22 protein-coding genes are annotated in these 25,089 nt (G+C 53.7%); 9 read left to right on the top strand and 13 right to left on the bottom strand.

Features of this window, described 5'->3' with window-relative positions:
• Nucleotides 1-38: 38 nt before the first annotated feature.
• From K239x_RS18340 to K239x_RS18325, 4 genes are read right to left on the bottom strand one after another with little or no spacing between them, the layout of a single operon-like run.
• Nucleotides 39-1,616, bottom strand: a complete 1,578-nt coding sequence (locus K239x_RS18340; protein ID WP_145419655.1) for a bifunctional aminoglycoside phosphotransferase/ATP-binding protein — start codon at nucleotides 1,614-1,616, stop codon at nucleotides 39-41.
• 9 nt (nucleotides 1,617-1,625) lie between these two features.
• A complete protein-coding gene (locus K239x_RS18335; protein WP_419189132.1) occupies nucleotides 1,626-2,153 on the bottom strand; it encodes a hypothetical protein in 528 nt (175 codons plus the stop codon).
• 8 nt (nucleotides 2,154-2,161) lie between these two features.
• Nucleotides 2,162-3,136, bottom strand: coding sequence for a universal stress protein (locus tag K239x_RS18330; protein WP_145419654.1), 975 nt, complete (start codon nucleotides 3,134-3,136; stop codon nucleotides 2,162-2,164).
• Nucleotides 3,137-3,168: 32 nt separating this feature from the next.
• Entirely contained in the window at nucleotides 3,169-4,065 is an 897-nt protein-coding gene (locus K239x_RS18325) for a universal stress protein (RefSeq protein WP_145419653.1), read from the bottom strand.
• 241 nt (nucleotides 4,066-4,306) lie between these two features.
• On the opposite strand from K239x_RS18325, the gene K239x_RS18320 reads away from it, so the two are divergent.
• On the top strand, nucleotides 4,307-4,885 hold the full coding sequence (locus K239x_RS18320) for a hypothetical protein (RefSeq protein ID WP_419189131.1): 579 nt from the start codon (nucleotides 4,307-4,309) through the stop codon (nucleotides 4,883-4,885).
• A gap of 123 nt (nucleotides 4,886-5,008) precedes the next feature.
• Here K239x_RS18320 and K239x_RS18315 read toward each other — a convergent pair whose 3' ends face one another.
• The 3 genes from K239x_RS18315 to K239x_RS18305 all read right to left on the bottom strand — a co-directional run bounded on the left by K239x_RS18315 (nucleotide 5,009) and on the right by K239x_RS18305 (nucleotide 9,230).
• Nucleotides 5,009-6,052: a dihydroorotate dehydrogenase-like protein gene (locus tag K239x_RS18315; protein ID WP_145419651.1), complete on the bottom strand. Its 1,044-nt coding sequence runs from the start codon at nucleotides 6,050-6,052 to the stop codon at nucleotides 5,009-5,011.
• Between the two features lie 281 nt (nucleotides 6,053-6,333).
• On the bottom strand, nucleotides 6,334-7,797 hold the full coding sequence (locus tag K239x_RS18310; RefSeq protein ID WP_145419650.1) for a sigma-54-dependent transcriptional regulator: 1,464 nt from the start codon (nucleotides 7,795-7,797) through the stop codon (nucleotides 6,334-6,336).
• A 326-nt stretch (nucleotides 7,798-8,123) separates the two neighbouring features.
• Nucleotides 8,124-9,230: a sensor histidine kinase gene (locus K239x_RS18305; RefSeq protein WP_145419649.1), complete on the bottom strand. Its 1,107-nt coding sequence runs from the start codon at nucleotides 9,228-9,230 to the stop codon at nucleotides 8,124-8,126.
• Nucleotides 9,231-9,424: 194 nt separating this feature from the next.
• On the opposite strand from K239x_RS18305, the gene K239x_RS18300 reads away from it, so the two are divergent.
• Nucleotides 9,425-9,703 (top strand): BON domain-containing protein, encoded by a 279-nt coding sequence (locus K239x_RS18300; protein WP_145419648.1) that lies wholly within the window; start codon nucleotides 9,425-9,427, stop codon nucleotides 9,701-9,703.
• Nucleotides 9,704-9,826: 123 nt separating this feature from the next.
• Here the strand turns inward: K239x_RS18300 and K239x_RS18295 are convergent, their stop codons facing one another.
• Entirely contained in the window at nucleotides 9,827-10,396 is a 570-nt protein-coding gene (locus tag K239x_RS18295) for a hypothetical protein (RefSeq protein ID WP_145419647.1), read from the bottom strand.
• A 208-nt stretch (nucleotides 10,397-10,604) separates the two neighbouring features.
• Here K239x_RS18295 and bioB point away from each other — a divergent pair, with 208 nt between their 5' ends.
• Nucleotides 10,605-11,645 carry a biotin synthase BioB gene (gene bioB / locus K239x_RS18290; protein WP_145419646.1) on the top strand — a complete coding sequence of 347 codons (1,041 nt, stop codon included), beginning with the start codon at nucleotides 10,605-10,607 and terminating at the stop codon, nucleotides 11,643-11,645.
• Nucleotides 11,646-11,708: 63 nt separating this feature from the next.
• Here the strand turns inward: bioB and K239x_RS18285 are convergent, their stop codons facing one another.
• From K239x_RS18285 to K239x_RS18270, 4 genes are all read right to left on the bottom strand, one after another.
• Nucleotides 11,709-12,116: a hypothetical protein gene (locus K239x_RS18285; protein WP_145419645.1), complete on the bottom strand. Its 408-nt coding sequence runs from the start codon at nucleotides 12,114-12,116 to the stop codon at nucleotides 11,709-11,711.
• Between the two features lie 72 nt (nucleotides 12,117-12,188).
• A complete protein-coding gene (gene fliD, locus K239x_RS18280) occupies nucleotides 12,189-14,177 on the bottom strand; it encodes a flagellar filament capping protein FliD (RefSeq protein ID WP_145419644.1) in 1,989 nt (662 codons plus the stop codon).
• A gap of 114 nt (nucleotides 14,178-14,291) precedes the next feature.
• On the bottom strand, nucleotides 14,292-15,710 hold the full coding sequence (locus K239x_RS18275; protein ID WP_145419643.1) for a flagellin N-terminal helical domain-containing protein: 1,419 nt from the start codon (nucleotides 15,708-15,710) through the stop codon (nucleotides 14,292-14,294).
• Nucleotides 15,711-15,801: 91 nt separating this feature from the next.
• On the bottom strand, nucleotides 15,802-16,074 hold the full coding sequence (locus K239x_RS18270; RefSeq protein WP_145419642.1) for a flagellar biosynthesis anti-sigma factor FlgM: 273 nt from the start codon (nucleotides 16,072-16,074) through the stop codon (nucleotides 15,802-15,804).
• A 232-nt stretch (nucleotides 16,075-16,306) separates the two neighbouring features.
• Here K239x_RS18270 and K239x_RS18265 point away from each other — a divergent pair, with 232 nt between their 5' ends.
• From K239x_RS18265 to K239x_RS18245, 5 genes are all read left to right on the top strand, one after another.
• Nucleotides 16,307-18,493, top strand: a complete 2,187-nt coding sequence (locus K239x_RS18265; RefSeq protein WP_145419641.1) for a tetratricopeptide repeat protein — start codon at nucleotides 16,307-16,309, stop codon at nucleotides 18,491-18,493.
• On the top strand, nucleotides 18,493-19,470 hold the full coding sequence (locus K239x_RS18260) for a hypothetical protein (RefSeq protein WP_145419640.1): 978 nt from the start codon (nucleotides 18,493-18,495) through the stop codon (nucleotides 19,468-19,470). Before K239x_RS18265 ends, K239x_RS18260 begins: the two co-directional genes overlap by 1 nt.
• Nucleotides 19,460-19,849, top strand: coding sequence for a hypothetical protein (locus K239x_RS18255; protein WP_145419639.1), 390 nt, complete (start codon nucleotides 19,460-19,462; stop codon nucleotides 19,847-19,849). The genes K239x_RS18260 and K239x_RS18255 overlap by 11 nt, the downstream gene beginning before the upstream one ends.
• Nucleotides 19,850-19,960: 111 nt before the next feature.
• Complete coding sequence (locus K239x_RS18250; RefSeq protein WP_419189130.1) at nucleotides 19,961-20,959, top strand: sigma-54 interaction domain-containing protein; 999 nt, start codon at nucleotides 19,961-19,963, stop codon at nucleotides 20,957-20,959.
• Between the two features lie 206 nt (nucleotides 20,960-21,165).
• Nucleotides 21,166-21,681 (top strand): hypothetical protein, encoded by a 516-nt coding sequence (locus tag K239x_RS18245; RefSeq protein ID WP_419189129.1) that lies wholly within the window; start codon nucleotides 21,166-21,168, stop codon nucleotides 21,679-21,681.
• A gap of 120 nt (nucleotides 21,682-21,801) precedes the next feature.
• Here K239x_RS18245 and K239x_RS18240 read toward each other — a convergent pair whose 3' ends face one another.
• Nucleotides 21,802-22,338: a hypothetical protein gene (locus K239x_RS18240; RefSeq protein WP_145419637.1), complete on the bottom strand. Its 537-nt coding sequence runs from the start codon at nucleotides 22,336-22,338 to the stop codon at nucleotides 21,802-21,804.
• Nucleotides 22,339-22,465: 127 nt separating this feature from the next.
• Here K239x_RS18240 and K239x_RS18235 point away from each other — a divergent pair, with 127 nt between their 5' ends.
• On the top strand, nucleotides 22,466-25,084 hold the full coding sequence (locus tag K239x_RS18235) for a DPP IV N-terminal domain-containing protein (RefSeq protein ID WP_419189128.1): 2,619 nt from the start codon (nucleotides 22,466-22,468) through the stop codon (nucleotides 25,082-25,084).
• Nucleotides 25,085-25,089: the final 5 nt, after the last annotated feature.

Genomic DNA, 25,089 nt, shown 5'->3' with positions numbered 1-25,089 from the left:
GGAGGGACCCTGCGATTCACTTGCCGCGATTGGATTGCTCAGAGTTCTTGTGCGACATGCACTAGGTCGGGGACGTCCACGACAAACCGACGTTCTGCGTCGGTGAGTGGTTGGTGGGTCGCGAGTTGGTGTTCTAGGACTTCAAGTCCTGCGTCGGAAGCGTCGTCGTTATGTGCCATCCGGTCGGCGACTCTTTGTCGTAACGTTTGGTCGTCGCTGTGGCAGTGCAGAATTGCAAATGAAACCCCTTCCTGTATCGCCAATTCTCTGAAACTTTCGCGATCGCGATGCATCAAGAAAGTTGCGTCGACAATGACGCTGTACCCAGATCGCAAAATTCCGCCCGCGAGTACTTTCAGACGCGCGTAGGTCTTTTGATTGGAATCGTCGCTGTACAGCTGTGCCTGCGATGCTTCTGACGGACGCTCCGTTGGTGACAAGCCAAAGAGCCGCTTGCGTTCGATATCGCTACGAATACGAAATGCTTGGTGCTGCTGCACGACGCGTTCGCTGAAATACGATTTTCCACTGCCACTTACGCCGTGCGTGATCCACAGCTGGGGTGCGCTGCTCTGCGTGTACTGAAACGCCAAGCTGATATGTTGGCGAGCATCCAAGACTGCCGCATCACTCTGACTGGAACTTAGTTGGCTTTGCGCGGATCGTATCGTCGATACCAATGCGCGGACAAGCGACCGGTAGATTAAAAAACATCGTAGTACGGGGATTGATTCATAATCGCCAGTCTGTTCCAGATACGCGTTGATGTAGGACCGAGACAGATCGAGGTGTCCTTGGGAGGCAAGATCCATTTGCAGGAACGCGGCGTCACAGAGTACATCGATCCAACGCAAACGTTCATTGAATTCGATACCGTCAAAGGGGACTAGGCGACCATCCCAGAGGACAACGTTTTGCAAATGCAGATCACCGTGACATTCACGCACGAAACCTTGATCGACGCGGTCGACGAGGACGTGCAAGTGATCCCGAAAAAATTCATCGGCCCAGGTTTGCAGAGCCCGCAAAGTGGCGGCCGTTTCGAGGTCGACCTTGTGCCGAAGTCCGCTGATGATCTGGCCCAGATTGCTTACCAAGTACTCCGGCCACTGTAACGCTAAACTTGGTTGGCATCGGGCTGCGTTTTGGTGAAACGTCGCAATCGTGGTTGCTAATTCGTGAACTTCATCCGTCGTCAGGTGGCCTGCTTGAACCCGTTCGCTTAGCAAGCAGTCTTGAGGAAATCGCCGCATTTTGACCGCATAATCGACCGTCTGGGCGTTTCCATCCCGGTCGGCCTCGGAGCCGATTCGGAGGCGGTTGTCAGCCAAGACAATGGGGACCACGCCAACGTACATGTCGGCAGCGTAGCGGCGATCCAGTCGTAACTCTTCTTCGCAGTGTTGTTTGCGAAGCTCCAATGTGCTGTAGTCCAGGAACTCTGTCTTGATCGGCTTCTTGACCTTGTACGCGAATTCGCCAGCAAGGAAGACGACCGAGATGTGAGTCTCCCGTACTTCGATTTCCGTTTCAATCTTGTCAGGATAGGCGTCGACTTTTTGAAGTGCGTCGATCAAGCCGTTGATGTTGACGGAATCAGGAACTTGCGAAGCCATAATATGGTCTCATTGTGTCGCCGAAGGGGCTGGCGTCGCACCTGCTTTTGGCAGAAGACGATCAACCAAGCGGTCGCCGTGCGGTTGTTTTGGGTTTTGGATTCCGTCAAGACGCGTCAGATCAATGCGGTGTTTTCGCATGTACGAGTGGCATTCCACGCAGCGTACTGTCAGTGCGACGTAGCCCATCGTTGCCCGATGAATGTCTTTATCCTCAGCCGCCGCCGCAATCAAGTCGGTCGCACGTTGGAAGTCGCGACTCTGGGCGGCGTACTCAGGCGTCTGGATGACATTCCATCCCAATTCCGTGCTGAGTAATCGTAGGGCGCGTGCGCCTGATTTGATTTTGTCAAAATCTTCCAGCGTCAGGCCTTCCAGGATCGATTTGGACTTATCCAGTTTCATTCGCATCAGCGGCGTCAGTTTATTTGACTGCGATTCGTTGACTGATTTTTCAGGCGGATCAGCTTGGGACACCATTGAGATCGAAAGCGAAAGGACGGCGCAGGATAGCAGGCAAGCGATAAATCGTTTCATGGCATTTCTCATACGAGGGGGAGCGGTTCGTCTTCTTCGGAAATTAAACGGCTGGCCATTTCGACGGGCGAGACAAATTTGTCTGGTTTGAGCGTCAGCAGCGAACACGTCAATTCGGAAATGACTGATTCGGCGGTGTTGCCAATTAAAAAACCAGCGACACCGGTGCGGCAGACCGTTCCCATCACCATCAAGTCGGCTTCGATTTCGTCGGCCACACTGCGAAGAACTGCAGCCGGTGCACCATGGTGCAAGTGCAGTTGAATGTTGTCGGCGTGCGAATAGGGTGCCTGCATCAGTTCGTCGAGAGCTCGGTGTACTTTCGCTTCGTGGTTCTTGCGGACTGAATCAATGACGTCGTCGCCGGAATGACGACGCATCGAATCTTCCATCCAAATTTGCCAAGCGGACACGACGTGCAGTTGCGCGTTGTCTCGTTGTGCGATTGAATACGCGAGTTCTAAGATTTTTAGATTCAGACTGTTGTGTTTGGTGTCGTCGGAGTCCACGTCGATTGCCGCAAGGACGCGATCAAATGCACCGTGGATTTCGGGCTTTAACAGCCAAACTGGGCAGGGGCAGATTCTCATGAGCGATTTTGCCACGCTCCCGAACATGCGTCCGTTGGGGGCGAATCCGTCGGCGGTTTTCACAACCAAATCGTGGTCTTCGTGCAGTACTTGGCGTGTGATTTCGGTTGCTGGATCTCCGATGGCGACGACGACATCGAGTTCCAAGCCGGTGTCCGAGATTTCGCTGGCAAGTTCCAAAAGTCGGCGCCGACGGTCGGCCGCGACTAATCTCTCCAACTTTTCGGGCTTTGCGACGTCCGTCATCATGCCAAGCGCCTTGGGGATCGATTTGACCACATCCATCAACGTCAGCGACGCTTTGTTTTCGAGTGCCAGTTCAGAGGCCTTCGCAACGGCTTGTTCAGGCTGCTCGGTTCCGGCGTACACGAGAATGCGTTTAAATCGTTTCATGACATTTGCCGTAAGCTAGTGATTGAAAATAGTTAGGAAGCGGTCTTGGTGGTCGCGTTTTCCTTTTCCCATCCATGGATCATTCGATTGCGTGTAATCCAAACGCTGCTGGGGGCGTGACGCAGAATAAAGCGGGTCATGCTTCCCATCAAAATTCGACCCAGCCGAGTTCGTGGGGTTTCTCCGACGACGATCAAATCGGTTTCGTGCGTTTCCGCAAAATTCACGAGAGCTTCGCCAGGGTGTGCCCCGACAACCACGGAACCAATCGCGTTGGGGGCTACGGATCGAAGTTGTTCGACGGCTTGTTCGACAGACAGATCCTCGGGTGGTTGATCGGGAACGTCGTAGAAATCCGGCAGGAATTTGACGTCGACCAATCGAATGTCTGGCTCGGTGCCCCAATCGAATTCGGCAAATTCCTCCACGGCTGCCTGGGACGGTCCCGTACCCTCGTAGCCAATCAAAACACGGAGCGCTCTTTCGCCTCTCAAACCCTGAGAAGGCCGCGCGACTAGAACGCTGCAGGGAGCATGCGTTGCGACGTAATCGCTGGTGCTTCCTAGCAACACTCGAGCGACTGCCGAGTTACCGGTCGCACCGATGACCAGCAGTTCGGGCTGGATTTCTTTTGCCACCGAGACAATGGTCTCACCGGGCGGACCTTGTCGGACGATTTGATTCAGTTGGACGTCGGCACCCGAAAAGATGTCTTGGACGATGGCGTACGCTTCGTCGGCATTTTGCCGCTCTTGTTCCAAGTACTTTGCGACCCAGTCACCAACCTGAATTGTTTTTTCCAAACCAGGGATGTAGATGGCGGTTACCACGGTCAATTCCAACGGCTCGTCGTGTGGGAGTCGAGCCAGGAATTCGGCAGCTTGTTGGGCCGGATCTGAACCGTCGGTGGCAAGCAGAATCTTTTTCATAATGGTTTCCTGTTGGTGTCGCTACAATCAGTTGCATACTGGATGCCAATCAAAAAACTCAACGAAATGCGGTAGCTTTGACTCGGAAACTGCGCCACATCGCACAGGCGTGCATCGGTGGGACAGTTCGGGCCAGGCTGCCGTCGGCTTCTGAGCGACGTGGGCCGACGGCGCACGGTTTGCAACTCCAGTTCTGACGTCGATCTTTCCTCTGCAGGCTTACCAATTGGCTATGACGAACATGGACAATACAAAAAGTGATCAGCGAGCGTCACAGACGCAGCATTTTTTTTCGCAGCTCGAAGACCAGATCTTGCGTCGTCTTCATGTGGAGGCCAGCAGCGATGAGGGGCGAGCCGAGTTGCTGCGGAGCACTGGAATCCAGGATGTCAAATTGCTTGATGAACTGGGGCGGCTGGGCATTCCCGCCGACGGAGTTGTTGCGTTGCGATTGTTTCCACTTGCGTTGGTGTCGTGGGCTGAAGATGACACGGATGACAGCGAGCGAAACACGGTGATGGCCGCTGCCGATCAACTGGGGATTGCCGAAGGCACGACCGCGTGGATCGTGTTGGATCAGTGGTTGACGAAACGGCCGCCCGGATTGGGAGTGGATGCATGGAAACGCTACACTCACGAGATTTTTGCAAAGATGTCCATCGTCGCTCAAAAGCGATTGATTGAACTTGCCGAGAAGCAGATGACTGCTGTTGCCAAGGCGTCGGGTGGCTCGCTTGGTATTGGCAGCGTTTCAAAGAAAGAGAAAGCAATCATCCATCAGGTCGTGACGGCAATGCGACAACAGATGTCGACAAAGTGATCGGGCAGATTCATCCAGCGATCTCTGGCAAAGAAATCGCTGGAGAAGGATCGATAGGGTCACAGCCAGCCAGTCATGGTCGTGTTCAACCATGACCCAGCTTAAGCATGTCCTTGCGTGGATCTACTTTCGGTGTCCGTAGACGTCCCCCATCTCGTCGGTCGTCACGGGGGTCGGGTCAAAGTAGGTGTCGCTCCGGGTGAGTGGATCGACATATTCCAACCTCATCATGTGTTCCGAACCAAGTTCGACAACGGGACAGGACTCCTTGAAGTCACTCAACGATTCGAATTCATTCATTTCTAGATGTCGTTCAATTCCGTCGACCATTTTACGAACCGCATCGGGGCCTTTGCGGTAGACCGCTGACGTCACCATTACGACGTCTGCGCCGGCGATAATCGCCTTAACTGCGTCTTCGGCAGTCGCAACACCGCCGCTGGCTGCGATCGAAAGAACAAATTGTCCTGATCGCAGACGGACGATGCCTTCTAAGATCAGCCCCAAGGAATCCAGTGGTGAAAGCTCCCATCGAATCGTCCACACCTTACGGTCGGTACCGATGTCCCAATGCGGAAGATGCGTGAACAAGACGACTCCTTGAGCCCCCGACGCCTTCAATTGCCGGGTCATCGAGGCAAGGTTGGTGAAACGCTGGCTGACTTTTACTGCGACGGGAATCGTTACTCGCTGGACGACTTGCCGAATCATGTCGCACAGACGTTCTTCGATTGCGTCGGATGCGTCGTTGGGATCGAAGATCGAGGGCTGAAGGTTAAATTCCAACGCGTCGGCGCCGGCGTCTTCGATCTCGTTTGCATAGTCCAGCCAGTCACCTGCCGATGCACCATTCAGGCTGGCGATAATGGGGAGAGCACAGGTTTCTTTCAGTGATTTGATCGTCGTCAAGTAGTTGGTCACGCCACCGTTGTACTTGTCTTGTTGCGGTTGATAGCCACTCTCTGCGACTCCGGCCAATGGGTTAGTGACCTGTATTTGACGATGCACTAGTTGCTCTTGCAGAATCGACGGCAGCACGATTGCCCCTGCTCCCGCGCTGGCGAGCTGACGTACGGTTTCTGGCTGAAGCGTTAAGGGACAGGCACCGACCACCACCGGAGACGTTAGATTCAGTCCTAGATAGTTGACAGCTAATTGACCTGACATGACTTTGCTCCATGGGGGTACCGGTGGTGACTGATAGAGCATGCAAAGGCAAATGCTGTGCCCTTGTTTTTTCTTGTCATTTGCGCTCCTGGGAGCGCGCCGCTGTGCCCCTGCGGACCAAAAACCTGCGCACTGACGGTTGGTGGCAGCAGACAGAGAGCGCTAACGCATCAGCAACGAATTGCAGTCATTGATCGCTGACGAATGAGGGTTCGCTGATGTAGCTGTACAATGTTGCTGGAGGTCGTGCAACGCGATTAGCTGGACGTCGTGCCACGCGATCAGTCCAAGGCTGATTCGCAATGAGACCCTTGATCATCGGTCGCGGTTTGTTCGCTCCCGTTGAATCGATCTAGCAGTCGGTAAAGCTTGCGGCGGTGGATTCCCAGCTTGCGCGAAGCACTCGCCTTGTTGCCTTTCTCTTTCTCCAAAACCGCCAGCACATGCACGCGGGTAATTTGGTCCAACCTAAAATTACTGTCCCCCAGCATTTGGTCCGTCCGCGACGCCGGGACGTTGGATACAGTTGCATCGTTTGAGGCGTCTGGGGTGGCGGCGTCAGGATTGGCTGGCTTTGCAGTCAGCCCGTAGTCCGCAATTTCGGCTGGCAAATCATCCAGGGTGATGTCTGAGTTTTCCGCCAAAATCGTCGCTCTTTCGATGACGTTAATCAATTGACGGATGTTGCCTGGCCACGGATAGCTGTTCAAAACTTCGCGAGCAGCCGGGTCCATGTGGTACGACTTTGGCAGGAAATGTTCGATCAGCCGGTCCACGTCGCCTTCGCGTTCGCGAAGCGGCGGTAGCGCGATCGACAGAACATTGATTCGGTAGAACAGGTCTTCACGAAAGTTGCCCGAGTCAACTTCTGTTTGCAAATCACGATTGGTTGCGGCGATGATTCTCACTTTGACTTTGCGTTCGCGATGACAGCCAACGCGTCGAAGCGAACCGTCTTCTAAAACGCGCAGCAATTTGGGTTGCAATGCTAACGGCAGTTCGCCGATTTCGTCGATAAACAGGGTTCCACCATCGGCAATCTCGAAGAGTCCCGGTTTCTCTGCGGTCGCCCCGGTGAACGCCCCTTTTTGATGCCCAAACAGTTCGCTTTCGACTAGGTTTTCGGGCAACGCCGCGCAGTTCACGGTGACAAAGGGTTTGTCGGCGACACGGCTGGCTTGTTGGATGGCTTTGGCGACGACTTCTTTGCCGGTCCCACTTTCGCCCTGAATAAGAACCGGCTTGGTCGTCGGGGCGACTTTGTCGATCATTTTTGCGACGCCTCGCAGCGACTTTGATTCGCCGATCAGCTTTGCCGCCGGTTGAGTGCGAGACAGGACGGCTTTGAGCTGTTTGTTTTCTTTGCGAAGCTGGTGGCGTTCGCGGGCCAGAAAACAGTGATGTTCCAAGTCGCCGAGAGCGCACGGTTTGCTGATGAAATCGCGCGCTCCTAGTTTCATCGCCGACACCGCCGTTTCGACCGTTCCCTGGCCGGTCAACATGATGACTTCGATATCAATCTTTTCTTGATAAATCCGCTGCAGCAACTCCATCCCCGACATTCCAGGCATGTTCATGTCGAAAACGCCGACGTCGAATGTTTGTCGCTGCAGCAAGGTCAACGCTTCGGCCGCATTGGAGACGTCGATCACGTCGTGACCTTTGCGTGTCATCCATTTCGCCGACGATCGACGCGAATCTTCATCGTCGTCGACTAGCAGGAGTTTGATTGGCGTTTGTTTCATGTGTATTTTCGGGTCGACGGTGGGCGCCGCGCAAATGCATCGATCGTTATTCACAAGAAACGATTCCATCGCAAAAATAGCATTGGCAGTCGGCTGATGCTCTTAGCGATCAGAGTCAGTGCTCTAAACAGCAACGGAGCGACGACCAGCTTACTGTTTTTGCGGTCCGACAAGTCGGAGCACGACGACCGAGTTTACCGAATTCGCGAAAGCGACAGGTGAAAATGGCCGTCAAGTCAGCCAGAACTAACAGGTGCGTCTAGATAGAGTGAGCAGAGACCTTCGCTGCCGTTGGGCAGCGATGCCTCAATATTCTATCGACGGCTTCACTCCTGGGTCGGACGCGAGCTGCCTTGCCGTTGAACTTGAAGCGGGATGCAGATGCGAACTTCGACCCCTTTTTCGGGGTGGTTCGCAGCAGTAATGGTGCCACGGTGGGCTTCGACGATTCGGCGGCAAACCGCGAGTCCCAGGCCTGTGCCCTTCTGTTTCGTTGTAAAGAATGGCTCGAACATGCGTTGCTCGGCTTCTTGGCTCAGTCCCGTGCCAAGATCACGAATTGACATTTTGATTGTATCGGCCTCTACCCAACAGTTCACGCGAATCGGTGCGTTGGCCAAGTTGGCATGCATGGCGTTTTGGAGGATTTGCCGCAACACCTGCTTCATGCGATCGGCGTCCACCCAGACTTGTTCGCAGCGTCTGTCGCAGTGGATGATAAGAGCCGGGTGCGGTGCATCCATCTGCTCACACAGTTCGCCAAATGCCACTTGGATCAGTTGCGAAAGTTCTACGGTGGCACGGTTGAGCGTGATGGGGGCGGCATAATTCTGGACCTCTTCGTAGTTTTGATGCAGGTCGGTCAGGGAATGTCGAATTCGGTCGGTCAAATGCAACAAGTCGGCTTTTTCGGAGAGCTCCAATTCTAAGAGGTCCAAGCACGATTGAGCTCGCTGCAACGCATTTCGGCTTTCGTGGGCAAGTCCAGAGACCATTTCCAACACGGCTGCCATTCGCTCACTGGCAATCCACTGCGGATCCCGAATCTCCGCGATCGTGTCGTCGACCATATTCACCAGGATCATCTCGCCAGCCACCGTGGTAAGTGGACGAAGTGTCATTCGAATCGGAAACGTAGAGCCGTCTTTGCGAAGGCCGAGCGACTTTCGGTCGGGTGTTTGGTTCGTTTCGCCCATTCGTGACAACCAGCGCGCCGATTGTGTCGTGCCGTCACGACTTGGATTGGGCGCAAATAACGATTCGAAGGGTTGATTTAATAATTCGCTCTCGTCGTACCCGAACCACTCGGTCGTGATTTGGTTAATCGTTTCGATGCTTCCCGTTGGACTGGTCAATACAACGGCGACAGGCGATGCTTCGATCAGAAGGTGAGCAAGCCCGTTTTGACGTATCGGATTGGTCTGAGACTGCATGGTGATGCTCGACGAATTTGCTTTTCATTACCGCGTAGCTTCTCTCTAGCAATTTGGGTACCAGGAAGGTTCGATGATGAATCGCCGGGCCATTATTTTGTGAAATCGATCACACGGATTGCTTCGGCACGGTGTTCGCTTAAAAACAATCGAGCTGATCTCCGTTCGTTGTTCAATCAATCAAGGATCGTCCCATGTTGCCGTCCCCCTGTGTCGCCCCCGTCTCCAGCAGGAACCGAACGAAGCACTGCGAAAGCAACGCAGCTGCCTGCGAAACGGCTCTTGCGATCAAATCGCTGGTGAAGCAAACTGGAAATCAAGGGCTGGTTGGCGTGCAGGTCGTCGTCCATGGACAGCAAATAATCTTGAGCGGACGCGTTAGCTCCTTTTATCTCAAGCAGGTCGCACAAGAGGCGGTGCGACCGATGTCCGATGGATTGCAAATCGACAACCGGCTAGAAGTTGCCAACTAACGCGTCGCCGGTAGCTCAGCCGCGTTTGCAGCTTAGCTACGGTCAACGACGGACCTAGGCCAACCTTGCCAATTCGTATTCCCTCGATGACTGTCCTAGAGGGACAGACATTTGATCCAGCGGCTAGTTTGTCTGACATGCGGCGGCGACGGCGCACCCGCTACACGATCCTTTCTTAGCTGATCCGCCTTTGCTTGATCCGCATCCGCCGCCTTCTGCAGTTCCACATTCGGGACCGCAGCCATCGCTTAGAAGTTTTGCGAAAGCTTGCGTGTCAACGATCGATTCGTACTGATCCGCGATGGACTTGGTGATCGATTCAGCCAGTTGGTCCACCGGTCCCAGGAAGTGCATCACGAGCGTCCCGCCGTCGAAAATTTGGTCGATTTCCAAAATCGTTGCTGTCGAACCCGCCTCGGTCAATGCTGTCCGGCAAGATTCCACGGCGTTGCGTTTGTGTCGCTCCAGTCGCTTGATCAGCAACTCATCTTCGCTGGTCGTGGCACGCACAATCTTCAAACTTGCTAAGCCGTTTTGGCCGTTCAGCAACACTTGTCTTTCACGAACGATTTCGGCAAGTTCAACGCCGCGCGATGTCCGGACGATGACACGCTGCCCACGCTCATAACGATTTACCGATTGAGCCGGATAGATTTCACCCAGCGATCCAAGACGTAGAAAGTAGTCGGTCATGGTGGGGGGAAGGGGATCGAGTGGCCGTTTGATTCAAAACGACTCGGGATGTTCATCAGAATTGTGGGTTAGTATATTCGAATCGGAGGACAAGAATAAGCTAACGCGTTGGGGGACTGGCCAGAGCCGTCTACACGCAGAAAGTCCCCGTTTTAGCGACTTGACGTCCCTCGCTAGTATCTGTCAATCACGATTTCCGAGAAGAATTATGACGCTGAACGTTCAGGCTGAGAACGATGTGCTTCCAAGCAAGACTGAAAAGCAGGAGCCGATTGCGTTTGATCAACTGGCGTCGCGGGTCTTGTCAGGCGGTGAAGTCACGCGAGATGAAGCACTGAGCCTTCTGTCGACGTCCGATGATGATCTGCTGCCGCTGCTGCACGCTGGGTTTCGCATCCGGCAGCAGCATTTTGGCAAAACCGTGCAACTGTACTTCTTGATGAATGCCAAGAGCGGTCTGTGCCCCGAAGATTGTCACTACTGCAGCCAATCCAAAATATCGACGGCGCCGGTTCCCAAGTACAACATCCTCAAGCGTGACAAGCTGATGGATGCCGCCAAAGTGGCATCGGAATCTGGTGCCAAGACATACTGCCTTGTCATTTCTGCTCGCGGCCCTAACGAACGAGAGATGAAAGCGGTCGAAGAGATCGTTCCTGAGATCAAGTCGAAATACAATTTGGACATCTGCGCCTGCTTGGGGCTTCTCTCCGAAGAGCAAGCGGTGCGACTGAAGGCTTGCGGTGTCGATCGGGTCAATCACAACCTGAACACCAGCGAAGAGTACTACGCTGACATTTGCACGACCCACACGTATGCGGACCGCGTCGATACGCTCAAGCGAGTGCGCGATGCGGGCATGGAGATGTGTAGCGGCGGGATCATCGGCATGGGCGAACGTCTCGAGGACATTGTGTCGATGGCATTCGACTTGAAGGAGCTTGGAGTCAAGTCGATTCCGCTGAACTTCCTCAATTCGATCGATGGCACACCTCTGGAAGGTAATGCTGATCTATCCCCGCAAGACTGTCTTCGCGCTCTGGCGATGTTCCGGTTCGTCAATCCTGATCGCGAACTGCGGATTTCCGGTGGTCGTGAAATCCACCTGCGTTCGTTGCAGCCGCTGGGGCTTTATGTCGCCAACAGCTTGTTTGTCGGCGACTACTTGACCACCAAAGGCCAAGCGCCACAGCAAGACTACGACATGATCCGTGACATGGGTTTTGAAGTCACCCAGTCCAACTGCTAATCTGTGAACGATGCGCTCTGGCGTGGCATCGCCGCGATCTTCTATCGGCGATCTTGGAATCGATCACGCAGTGGATTGGTAGCAGTCACGTTCGCGAACCGGTGGAATGGCTCCGTCCCGTTCCAGCTGATTTACCTCTTCTGCGACGGCAGCAAAACCTTCGCGGAGCTGGTTGAGCACTTTGCTTGCCTCGGCGTATTTTCGCTCGTCAAAGCATGTGACGACAAAGTGCAGAAGCCGGGCCACATTGAAGGCAACTTCGTCTTTGTGAGGCTCCAGTCCCGAGTGAATCGCCAGCAATGCCTTGCTGGCAGCGATGTAGTGCCGTGTAAACGACGTGGCATCTTCGCTTTCAGACGCAGACTGGCAGCCGTCGACCGACGTGATTGCGTGGTCGTAGACTTCCAAGAGCATTTCGACACGCGTCCAACCGGCCGAAAGAGATTGCTTTTTGTAGTTTTTCAAGCTCATCGATTTCCTTCCAAAGCTTGGTGAGGTCGTAAAAGAGTGTTGTGTTGCTTCCGCGGAATGGCCGCCGGAGCACTAGCTTTTTGAATTGAATGTGCTCAACGTTGATAGTTGAGAGGAGATGAAATTGCCGGTGTTTTGTAGTTCGCTCATGATGGTTTCTAGAGCGGTGAATTCGGCAAGCAGGTAGTCGCGTTTGGATGCAGTTAGTTCTTCGACGCGTGTGATGGAATCATCAATTGTGTCCAGTCGCGACTGGTACTCGTCGTCGACCGTTTTCAGGATTCCGGTGTCAGTATCCAAGACTTGTTCGACGTATTTGTCCAGGCGACCGGTGACGCCGCGCGAAACTTGCACTTCTGCGTCGGCGCCTACCACCACTTGGTCGGCCGTCAGCGTGACTCGCAATTGCAAATCTGCGGTGTATTCGTTGTCGCTTTTCCCGATCAAGATTCGGCCCGAACCGATCGCTGCTTCCTCGACTCCATCGACGATGAACACGCCTTCAACATCTTGACCCTGGTCCGATTCCGTTCCACTAAACCCAAGCGTGGATAACGCAGAACCCGACACGCTGGAGATCTTAGAGACGTCGCCGTAGACTTCCGACGTGATGATCAATTCATTGTTGGTGCTGAGGCTGACCGATGCTTTGTGAACGCCTAGTTCATCCGAATTGTTGATGGTGCTCTGCACGTGAGCGGCGAATTGGTCCGCAGTGTAAGTCCCTTCGGCCAATGTCAGCGTTTCGCTGACGATTCCGTCCAAGGTGATTTGAAGTTCGTTGTTGGTATCGTCAATGGTGACGCTGGCTGGAATCGCGCTGCCGGTGATCGTTGCCTGTTCAGCGGCTTGCGTAATGTCGACTTCGTAAGGCGTCAGCGAGTCGTTTGTCCGATTTCCGCCGGTTTGGAATTCGATACCCGAATTGGTCGATGTAGCGTTCAGCCCAAACAGATTGCGGATTTCTTTGGGGTCAACGCCTTCGAGGTTTCCGTTCAGGGCGTCGGTTAGCTTGACATCATCGATCTGCAATTTGCCTTGGGCATTCAGGTCAACGCCGATTTGGCTTAGTCGACTGACACCGCCTGTCGTGGCGATGGTGTCGGAAACCGATGTCAGCAGTTTGTTTTTGATGTTGCTGACTGATCGATTGCCCAGCAATGGACTGGCTTGGTCGGTATCCGGGTTGTACTTTGTCTGCGCGTCGATGAAGTCCATGATGGAATTGAAATCCGACACGAACGATTCAATGGCATCCTTTGATCCTGCGATATCCTCTTCGATCTCGATGGTGACGGTGTCACCATCGGAAACCTGTTTCAAGTCCAACGTTACGTTTTCGATCAGGCCATCGACGGTGTTGGATGAGTAACTAGCCGTGATCGCTCCCGGTCCCGATCCAAGCGTGATGACGGCGTCGGAAGCTTCTTGAACGGCAGGGCCTGAGAAATCGGGGATCGTGCCGGTGTTGCCGTCCATCGTATTGGTGACGACAATTTCGTTGTCGACGCCGGTCTTGGTCGACGTCACCAGTAGCCGATAGGAATCAGCACTTTGGTCGTACACAATACTGGCATTGGCGTCGGACACTTGATCATTGATTGACGAAACAAGCCCGGTCAATGTATTGTTGCCCGAGTCGACCGCGATCGTGGTTTCGGCTCCATCACCGGTGCGAAATGTTATGTCGCCCGTCGCAATTTGGTCCGACGTTGTCGCGAATCCTTGCGATCCTATTTGGTGTGCGGTTGCCAGTGAATCGACGGTCAGACGGTAGACGCCGCTGTTTGCGCCCCCGTCGGCTGCGACAGAGATCGTGTCTTCGTCGCTGGACGTCGCCGTGCGCGCGTCGAAGACGGAATTGGTTGTGCGGTTCAGTCGGCCGATTGAACCCTGCAGTGTCAACAGGCTTGCTTCAACTCCTTTAAAGGATGACTGTTCGGTCGTAATTTCAGCCTTGCGACTATTAAAAGTGTCAATCTGAGTTTGTTGGAAACCCAATAGACTTTCGATGATGCTGGTTGTATCGAAACCCGATACGATGCCGTCAATTGAGAACATAGCCGAACTCTCAGAAGCTTATTTTTTAAAACAAAGAAAGGAGAGGGGCCGAAATGACCCCTCTCCAAGATTTTAGTTGGCGTTTCGCGATCGGCGAAATACCAAGCGAAGAACTTACTGAAGCAGCGACAGGATTCCCTGGCTGGTCTGGTTGGCGTTGGACAGTACCGATGTACCAGCCTGAACCAAGATCTGGTTGTTCGTGAAGTTCGAGATTTCTTCGGCGAAATCGGTGTCACGAATAACGGATTCTGCATTCACAGTGTTTTCCAAAGTCGTTCGCATGTTGTTTGCGATCGACTCCAGCGTGTTGGCTTGGAATGCACCCAGCTCACCACGGATGTTTGACAATTCGTCGATCGCTTTGTCGATAACGCCCAGGGCGTCTTGAGCATCGTCGGCGGTTGCGATGTTGACGTCATTCAAGCTGGCGAACTTGTTACCCGAAACGGCCAGGCCCAGTCCATCAGCGGCAACTGAGTTGATCGCGATCTTAGCAGTTTGGTTTTGATTGGCACCGATTTGGAAGACAAGCGAGTTGTCGACAACGTTGACGCTACCTTGAGCACCGGTGACCGTGTCCGATGCGTCAGTGTCCGAAGCAAGTTTTACAGCCAGACCGGTTGAGTTGCCAGAAACACTGGTCAGCGTGTTTCCAATACCCGTAGCAGCTTGTCCGTCAATTGTTCCTGCAACATTAACACCTGCATCTGTCACGCTTGTCGTGCCAAATCCGCTTGAATCAACCGCAGCGGCTTGATCTGAAAAGACTGTGATCGATGCGTCAGCTCCGAATTCAGTCGAACGCAATCGTGTTTGCGTTGCATTGTCTGGGTCAGCTTCGGCGATGACGCCAGTCTGGCTGGAAAATTCGTTGATTCGGGCAATCACGTTGGCTTGGGTTGAACCAGCGTTCAATGTGATCGCCGTGCCGTTGACAGTCAGTACTTCGTCGTTGGCAAGGTTCGTGGTTTGCGATGTGCCACCCGTGATCTTGGCGGTTTCACCCACGGTGGTCACAGCGACTGCGTAGCTACCAGCACTCGTTTTGCTGGATGTTTTCAGCACGGTGGTATCGGCATCGTTCGACGTGCCGGAGATTCCAGCGGATCCGTCTAGCAATGGTTTTTCGCCGAACTGGGTGTTCGTTGAAATACGATTGATGGTGTCCAGAGCGTTGGAGATTTCAGCTTGGTTGGCTGCGAACGCGTCGTCATCGTTGACGCCGGCGTTTGCCGAGTCCAGAGCGAGCGAACGCACTTTGACCAAGATGCTGTTGATCTCGTTCAATGCGCCTTCAGCAGTTTGCACGACGGAGACAGCTTTCTCCGTGTTGTCGATTGCGGTTCTTAGACCAGCAATCTGTGCACGCTGTTTTTCGGAGATCACAAGAGCGGCTGGGCCGTCGGCTCCGCGGTTCACTTTGAAACCCGATGACAAACGCTCGATCGATTTGTTCAGAGCGCTCGACGAACGAGTCAAGTTGTTACGGGCGTTAAGAGCACCCACGTTATTGGCGATTGAAAGACTCATGTTTTAGTACCTTGGTTAAATTTCATGTCGACTTCCATGTCGTGTGATGGCATCCTATTTGACTGCAGCGGGGGATGTCCGCTTCAGCCTACTAGATATTCAGAATGGAACTTGCTGTTTCGTAAGCATCCTGCTTAGCAAGGTATTCCCCGTTCTGAATCTGTGCTTTGATGTTGTTGACAACGTTCTCGCGAATTGCGTTTCCGTCTGACACCAACTGCAAAACGGCGTCGATGGATTGAGTGTCAACAGAGGTGATTGAATTTGTGCTTCCAGCCGTCGAACGACTCGCTGCTGGTTTTGTACTTGCAACTTGATTCGATGAAGGCGACCTGACTTGTGCGGCACCGGGTTCGATTCTCATTTGCGTCCTCCTTGTGATATGTGTTCAAAAGACGTTGTCGAAGGAAGCGAGATTAACTTGCTAGTGAATTCTTAAAGCAACCAAGCTTTTTCCGTCGAATAGGATGTAGCGAACGGTGCGCTTCTAACGTCTTTTTCGACTGGGGCGGTTAGCGACTCAGTTACACCATCGTTTGTCAGTCGCATCTCACGTTCGTGATGCAAATGACCTCGTCTTTCACTGGGAAAACACCGTGTTTCGCACTCCTGCCTTCTGGACCGTAGCGCTGCTGGCGACAGGTGCAGTCGGTGGATTGATATACAATTGGCCGCGCATCGTGCCCAGTGATGCGACGTCACAGTCGGCTAGCGAAACCGATGAATCAACGAATGAGGGTTCACCCTCAGAGGATTCATCGCGAGGGTTCACCCTCACGCAAGTGTCGACCAAAGACAAAGCAGAGTTGTCACCGCTGGAACTGGATCCGTTGTTTCAAGGTGATCGATTGCTGCTGGGCGGCAACGCGATCGGTGCCTATCAGCAGTACAACCGATTGCCAGAGAATATTGCCAAATCAATGGACGCTTCCATCTTGGTTCGTCAAGGCTTAGCGGCTGAGCAAGCTGGGTTCTTAGATCGCAGTGAGCAGCATTTCCGTGACGCGATCGGCGCATCGGCTCGCGAATCGATTCAACAAGTCTGGGCCATGATTGGAATGGCACGCGTGTGGGAGATGCAAGATCGAATCGACGAATCGATCAGTCTGCTCAGCGAACTGTACTTGATGTATTCGACCGATCGATATCCCCAAGAAGTGCGTTTGCCTATCAGTCGCCAGTTGGCGGACTGTTTGCAACGACGTTCATTGAAAGAGTCCGGAGAAACACTGATCACCAATGAAGACGACCTAAATGTCGATCTAAAAAAACAGCTTGAGTATTACTGGGCCCCGATGCGTTTGGAGCCAGTCTTGGAAGAAACCGACTGGGTCAACAAACCGACTTCGGCCCGTGCGGAGGACATTCTGACGATCATTCAACGTCCCATCGACGATGTGTCTTTGATTTTGGTCAACGCTGATTCGTCGATGTATCCACTTTCGCAATTGGTGATGGACCTGCAGCGGGCGACCAGGATGCAGTTTGACCTCAGCGCCCAGGCGAGATCGACATTGTCGGGACGGTCCGTTCGCGTGGATGTCGAAGCGTTGCCCGTCTCGCTTTTGCTGGACCAAGCGTTCAGCGCACACGATCTTGCTTGGCAGCAGAATAACGGTCGAGTTCGTATTGTCCATCTGGACGAGTGGAAGCCCGAGCAACGAGCCAAATTTGTGATCGGACGCACGCAGCGATTGCAAAGACAGATCCAGCTCCAGTTTCCAAATGGAATCGAACGCGTCGTCGCGTTGTTGCATGACGCGAATAATAGTTTCATGATGGATGAAGTCGGAGCGGCGGCGGACAAGTACCGTTCGGTTCGCGAACTGGATCCGACTGGAGAACTGAACGCGGCCGCTTACTTCAATTCGGCAGTGTTTGCGCTCGCTCAAAAAGAAAAAGAGACTGCGCTAAACGAATTCTACTTGGCTTTGGATCAGACGCTTTCGCCACGTTTACAAGGCAAAGCGTATGCCCGCATTGGTGAGATCGAAATCCTTTCCGGACGTCCCGAACATGCAGTGGCGGCCGCTTCGCGCGGGCTGCGACTGGCGGCCGAAGACGTGGACGCGAATCGTTCGCTGATGGCATTAGCAAAAGCCTATTTGTTGATGTCAGACGCTTACTCGGCCAATCAGGCTCTGTTTAATCATGCGTCTTCGCTGACAGACGAGCGCAGTAAACGTCTCGCGACGGTGCTGTCGACCCACGCGCGGTTCGAGGTCATCAAACCAACGGATGGACTACAGAACGAAGGAGAGCGTTTGGTTCTCTCGCTTGCGAGCCTACGTGCCGATGACCCTCGAGATTTTGTCGAACACCTGATGGTGTCTCGAGCCTTTGCAGCGGTTGGTTTCCGTAGCAAAGCGATCAATCACTTGAGCATTGCGACCGATCAGGTCCAGCCCGGATATTGGCAATCGCGGATTCCGCTTGAATTGGCTGAGATCCTTTTTCAATCGGGTGATCTGGATCGAGCCGTTGAGACTCTCAAAACCATGGTCGCTAGCGATGATGTGACGATGCAGACGCGTGCCAAGTTTTTGAAGGCCGAAATTCATCTCAAGTTGAACCAGCTTGATCAAGTCGAATCGCTATGCAACGAACTACTGAGAATGACATTGAGTGAAATCGATCAGCGTCGAGCGTTGCAAATGCTTGGAAAAGCGTTTCAAAAATCGGGGCAGCATTATTCTGCCGCTCTCTGCTTTGCCGGGCTATTGCCAGACGGCAGTAATTCGCTTCGGTCTCCAAGTTCCTCGCCTGCAATGGAGTCGGAGTGATGATTGTGAAAACACTGTCTTGCCAATGTTCTGCCGCGACGCTGTCGTTTATCGCTACGTTTTCATTGGTAGTCACCTCTGATTTTGCAGGGGCTCAGGAATACCTTGACGGCATCGATCTGGTGCCTGTTCAGCAAAGGGCTGAGAGTGGTTTGCCGCTGGGAATTGAAGCGAATCTGCAGTCGTTGTTAGAAACCACGGAACGTGTACGCGAGCGGTTGGCAACTCCGCAGTCCAGCGCAGGGACGGACGGTGAATCGATTAATCCACCGTTGATTCCTTCGGCGGATCCAGCGGTGACAGCAACAGAGAAACCACCTAGTGCAACAGAGAGCGTCGGTGATCTGCGAAAACGAATTGAACTACTGCGTCGTTTGCGACGGAATAGCGGGAGTGCCGAGCGGTCTCAACGAGACCAGTCCTTCAATCGCGGGGCGGCTCGGCAACAGGCGGCCACGCTGATCCCACCGCTGCTGTCTGGAAGCCAACTGCCTGGGAGCCGTCCACTGGTCGATCGTTCGGCCGTTGAGCCAACGTTGTCCGCTATCGAAAGCAGCTTGCAGCCGGCACCGCAGACACCGCCGCCGGCGGAAGAAGAACCGCAAGTGGTTTCGGCAACGCAGATCTTTGCGTCACCAGTTGACCATTTGGCGTTGGGCGAAAACTTGTATCAAACAAAGAACTACTCGGCTGCGTTCAAGGCGCTCAAAGCGGTCGACGCAGACAAGCTATCGCCCGCTGATCGAACTTGGTTGGAATTGCTGACCGCCCTGTGTGATCGCCGACTAGGAAATAGCGAAGCCGCCGAAGCACAGCTGCGTGAAATATCAAACGCAAAAATCGCCGACAGGTCGGTGCCTATTGCCCGCTGGTGGCTCAAGCAGTCCGAAATGGTAAAGACGGCCAAGCCGACGCTGAACGAAATCACGAACGATCTGGACACCCTGATCAAAAGGTCCGAAACCCATGTGCGATAAAGCTCAATACACTCAGCTGCATAAACTGACCCTGCAACTACTGCAGCAGTACAAGTTGCTCGATCAAGTGGTCGATGCGCTCAATGAGGGGCCGGCGGAATCCATCGACGACATCAACGAACAAATGTTGGCGATCAAAGAAACCGAAAAGTCGCTGCTTCCTTTGCGTGAGGTCTTTCGGCAAACCAACGATTCTCTTCCGGATGAACTACGGAATCCAACCGATGAAACTATCGAGCTTGTCAAGGGATTGATGCCAAAGTTGGCGCAGCTAGAGAAGACAACGTTGGAATCGGCCAATCGTCTTTTCCCAAAAATCCAAGAGAGTGTCCGCGCGGTGCAAATGCAAAATGCGTATGGCGGCGGCCGGCGCGGCTAAATCCAACAGCATGGCACCTGGACTCGGGCGAGTTCAGAGGCATTCGGTTTATCAACGATTCAGGGGCAAGCGTCGGTGATTATCACTCAGTCGGCAAAAATGAAGCAGCTGATGATGCGAGCTCGTCGCGTCGGCGCAAGCAATGCGCCTGTGCTGTTGACGGGTGAAAGCGGTACCGGCAAAGAATTGTTTGCGCAGTTGGTGCACGACGCCAGTCAGCGTGCCCAGGCGTCGCTGGTGCGAGTCAATTGCGCAGCCCTGTCCCGAGGCTTGATCGAGAGCGAGCTGTTCGGGCACGAGAAAGGCGCTTTTACCGATGCGGTCCAAACCCGCAAAGGACGTTTTGAGCTGGCGCGTGATGGAAGCTTATTGCTGGACGAAGTCAGTGAGGTGCCGACGTCGACACAGTGCAAATTGCTTCGTGTGTTGGAAAGCAACGAATTTGAACGCGTCGGCAGCAGTCAATCGCTTCAGCACAATGTCCGTATCATCGCGTCGTCCAACCGTGACATGGCAGTTGAAGTCCAGCAGGGCCGCTTTCGTTTGGATCTGTTCCATCGGATCAACGTAGTGCAATTGCGGATCCCGCCACTACGCGAACGCAAAGAAGATATTCCGCTACTGGCCATGCACTTTTTGGAACGCTTCAAGAAGGAAGGTGCTGTTGTGCTCAAGGGGTTCACCAGAGCAGCGCTGCAGCGAATGGCAAACTACCACTGGCCCGGCAATGTGCGCGAATTGCGAAACGTGGTTCATGGCGCGTGCATTTTTGCGGAAGAGGCAATGATTGGCGAAGAGTTGCTGCAGCTGGATGGTGGAGATCAACCACAGCCCGAAGAATCATCATCTGCCGACCGTGAGTCACAAGAGACTGTGGCCGGTGAAGTGAGCGGCAACGAGTCCGGCCAGGACGACCATGGGCTCAATCACGTTGGTTCTGAGCTTCCCGAGCAATGGTTGCGGATGCGTTTGGCGGACATCGAGCGGCAAATTATCACTGCCGCGATCGAACATTATGGCAATCGCCAAATGGTCGCCGAGACGTTGGGAGTATCACCGCGAACGCTGACGAACAAAATTCGCCTGTACCGCGAATCGGATGCTGCGTAGGGCAACCGCCATATTGATCGATGTTTTGCGACTTCTCTGCGTTTATCATCGAAACAATTTCTTCCGGTTCTCTGTTCGATTGGGGGATCGGCTCGCAGGGGCCAGGGGTGATGCAAAGCGGTTTGCGGTATTCGGTTCCTTACCGGATGTTGACGAACCCTCTAGGATAGATCGGGATCGTTTCATGTCCTGCATTACTTCATCCAATGACCAAACCCACTCGCGACGTTTCTGCCGCCTCCGCCGATTCGCCAACGACGGACGTTCAGCCGTCGGCCTCTCCTAAGATCGCACCTACCCTTCAGCTTTCTCGGCGTGGGCTGGTGCTCAGCTTGTCGGCGATGGCGGCGTTGGGGCTAAGCGTTTATGCCTTGTTTCCTGAAAGCATCAATGGGCCATCGCTCCCGGTGTCAGTCACGTTGGACCGCGATGTTGTTGCGACCAAAACGGGTGAAGGAGCAACGCTTACCGATGTCGTCGTGATTAAGAACTTGGCGGACGTCGCGATCCCGCGATTAAGCATCGAAGTCAACGGGCAATACTTGCTGCATCGTGAGTCGCCGCTGCCGGCAGATGAACCCTTGATTTTGCCACTTCGCGTCTTTACCGACAAACGAAGTAGTCAGCGATACAATCCCGTCAAATACCCGCCGATCGAAGTGATGGTGACCGGACAATTGCCATCCGGCGCACGCGGGATCAGCCACTTTGATTTTGACTAACGCTTTGTCGCGAGCAACGCCCTGCCGCGAGCAACGCCCTGCCGCGACCAAAAAGCGTTCGGCCGCTTTACTATCTACTTGAGCCGGGAAGCAATTGAGTTGCGATCTGCCTATCGCAAGCTACTTAACGCCGGGGAACTTCAGGACACGCGGTTCTTGTCTTGCGTAGTCGGCGGAAGTTTCATGGATCGTGGCTCGCCAGACTCCGAAACCCTGTGGTGTCGTTTCCTGTTCCTCTTCTAGCTCCTCTTCGTCGAACCCAACTTCGCCAAACAGATTGCCAATTTGAACTACCGAGTCGATTTCTTCGGTCAGCTGAAGATTGGCTGCTCCGTTGATGATCTTGCCGATGCCTTGAGGTTCATAATCGTGCCAGATTTCCCAGTCGACACCGTGCAATTGCGAAAGCTGTCGTAGGACTTCGATGGCGTCGTACAATCCGCCCAATCGATCCGCCGATTCTTCCGTCTCGTTTTGGCAATCAAAAACCGGCATGACGTTGCCGGACAAGTAGCCGTCCTTCTCCTGCTCAAAGCGAGGAGAATCACACGTTAGCCAATCAAATTCCGTTGTGAATCGGTCCGCCGCATCACGCACTTCAAAGGCCTGAGCCGGGTGCATCGATTCGATTGAACGATAATAAACGCTGACGCTCATGGCACATGCAATGTGAAACGGAGTAAGTTAGTTTGAGGTGACTACAAGAGCACCAACCAGTAGAACGCTGACCGCAAAAACGGCGGATGAGCGGAGCGATTTATAACGCCTTTGAACGTATTTTCAAATGACCACGACGGAACAAACGCAAAATAACTTATTGCAACGACCGCATCGACACACAGCAGCCTTTAGTGTTCGCTTGCTTTTCGTCGTGTCGCTGATTGTTGCTCTGTCAGCATCGGGCAGCCACGGCCAGGGCAGCATGGAAGACTATGGTCGCTGGAAATCCTACAGCGACCGAACATCCGATCGTGTTTCTCGCCAGAGTATCCAGCCGCATTGGTTTGGCAAGGAAGATGACAAGCTGTGGTACCGCGTTCGAACGGGCCCCGATTCGCACGCATTTGTCGTAGTGGATTCCACCACCAAACAACGAGAGCCTGCCTTTGATCATCAGTCGTTGGCCGATGCACTTGCAGATGCAACAAAGACAGCGGTCGACGCCGACAAGATCGACATTCGATCCCTTCGATTCAATGACGACCTCTCCAAGTTGCAGTTTAAATTCGCTGGCCGAAATTGGGCTTTCAGCCGTACGAGCGGGACGCTCAAAGAGTCCGGTAGCTCCGCGGACACTAAGGACGACAGTGGGAGAGTTGAACCACAAGATTTTGTGCACCGCAGCAACCAGAGTGCTCAAGGATCGCCCATCGAATTTCAGAACGCGTTAAAAGCGGATCTAGAGATTTTTTGGGTTGATCAGACTGGAAGGCGAGTTTCATACGGGAAGCTCGCACCTGGCAAGTCGAAGCGCCAAGGAAGTTTCGTGGGGCACGCTTGGGTCTTGACGAACGATGCAGATCGCGACGTTGCTTCGTTTGTTGTCGAACCTTGGAACGAACTGGCTGTCGTTGACGAGTCCACACCGAAGCCAAAGAGGACCTCACGCCGCGTCAAACGCCAACGTTTCAGTACACAGTCGCCTGACGGAAAATGGGTCGTCGGGTTCGAAGACGGGCTTCCACTCGTTGCACCTTCCCCTCGTGGAAAAACGATAACCGAGCCGACGCACCGGTTTGACATCGATTTTGATCCGGCAAATCGATTTGGAGAGAAGGTCTGGTGGTCTCCCGATTCGCGGTACTTCGTTTTGATGCAGATTCAAGTGACAGAGAAGCGGCAAGTCGCGATGGTTGATGCTGCCCCCGACGATTCGATTCACGGCGAGCTAAAAACGATCAACTACGTGAAGCCAGGAGATGAGATCGATATCGACCGTCCTGTTCTGTTTGACATTTCGAAAGACGAACCGATCACAGTTGACAACGAACTGTTCGACAATCCCTATCAAATCAATGACGTGGCGTGGAACAGCGACAGCAAATCGTTTTCATTTCTCTACAACCAACGAGGCCATCAAGTCCTGCGTCTTGTTTCGGTCGATGTCGAATCAGGGACTCCGCGAACCGTTGTCGACGAACGTAGCGACACATTCGTTTGCTACTCGCACAAGACATTTTTGCGGCGTTTGGATTCGACCGACGAAGTGATCTGGATGAGCGAACGGTCCGGATGGAATCATCTGTACTTGATCGATCAATCGACGGGCGAAGTCAAAAATGCAATCACATCGGGCGACTGGGTAGTTCGCGAAGTCGAACGAGTGGATGAAGAAAACCGGCAACTGTATTTGAAAGTGTCCGGGATCGATCCTGACCAAGACCCGTATCACGTCCATCTAGTTCGAGTTGATTTTGACGGCGAGAACTTGACGCGATTAACCCAAGGTGACGGAAATCATCGGTGGAGGTTTTCGCCCAACCGCAAGCTTTTGATCGATACGTTTTCGCGAGTCGACTTGCCTCCCGTCACCGAGTTGCGCGATGTGGAATCAGGCGAGCTGATTTGCGAACTCGAACGTGCCGATGCGTCGCAACTGCTGGAGACTCAATGGCGTTATCCCGAGCGGTTTGTGGCCAAGGGTCGCGACGGCAAGACGGATATTCACGGCGTAATTGTGCGGCCGACAAACTTTGATCCCGATAAACGATACCCCGTGCTGGAAGACATCTACGCGGGGCCGCACAGCGCGTTTGCGCCCAAGAGTTTTGGACTTCACAATCGCATGTACGAGATGGCTGAATTGGGATTCATTGTCGTCAAGCTCGATGGCATGGGCACCAGTCACCGCAGCAAAGCATTTCACGATGTGTGCTGGAAGAATCTGGGCGACAGCGGGTTTCCCGATCGAATCGCGTGGATCAAGTCCGCCGCGGCCAATCATCCTGAGATGGATCTGGACCGTGTTGGAATCTGGGGCGGGTCAGCCGGGGGGCAAAGTGCGATGCGTGCCCTGATCGCACACGGGGATTTCTATCACGCTGCGGTTGCCGACTGTGGCTGCCATGACAATCGCGTCGACAAGCTTTGGTGGAACGAGCAATGGATGGGCTGGCCCATCGGCCCGCATTACGCAGAACAATCCAACGTCACGCAGGCACATCGCATGCAGGGAGATTTGATGTTGATTTGGGGGGAACTCGATAACAACGTCGATCCGGTCAGTACCGTGCAAGTGATCGACGCTTTGGTGAAAGCCGACAAGGATTTTGAACAGTTGATCATGCCGGGTGTGGGGCACGGCGCGGCGGGACATCCTTATGCGAAACGCCGCCAAGCAGACTTTTTCGTTCGCAAGCTGCTTGGCAAAGAGCCGCGGCATATCGCAAACGAAGAAAACTGATGAAC

The sequence above is a fragment of the Stieleria marina genome, from assembly GCA_007741555.1.
Lineage (GTDB): Bacteria > Planctomycetota > Planctomycetia > Pirellulales > Pirellulaceae > K23-9.
Note: the sequence above shows the minus strand (reverse complement) of the source record. Positions and strands in the feature narration are given on the sequence as shown.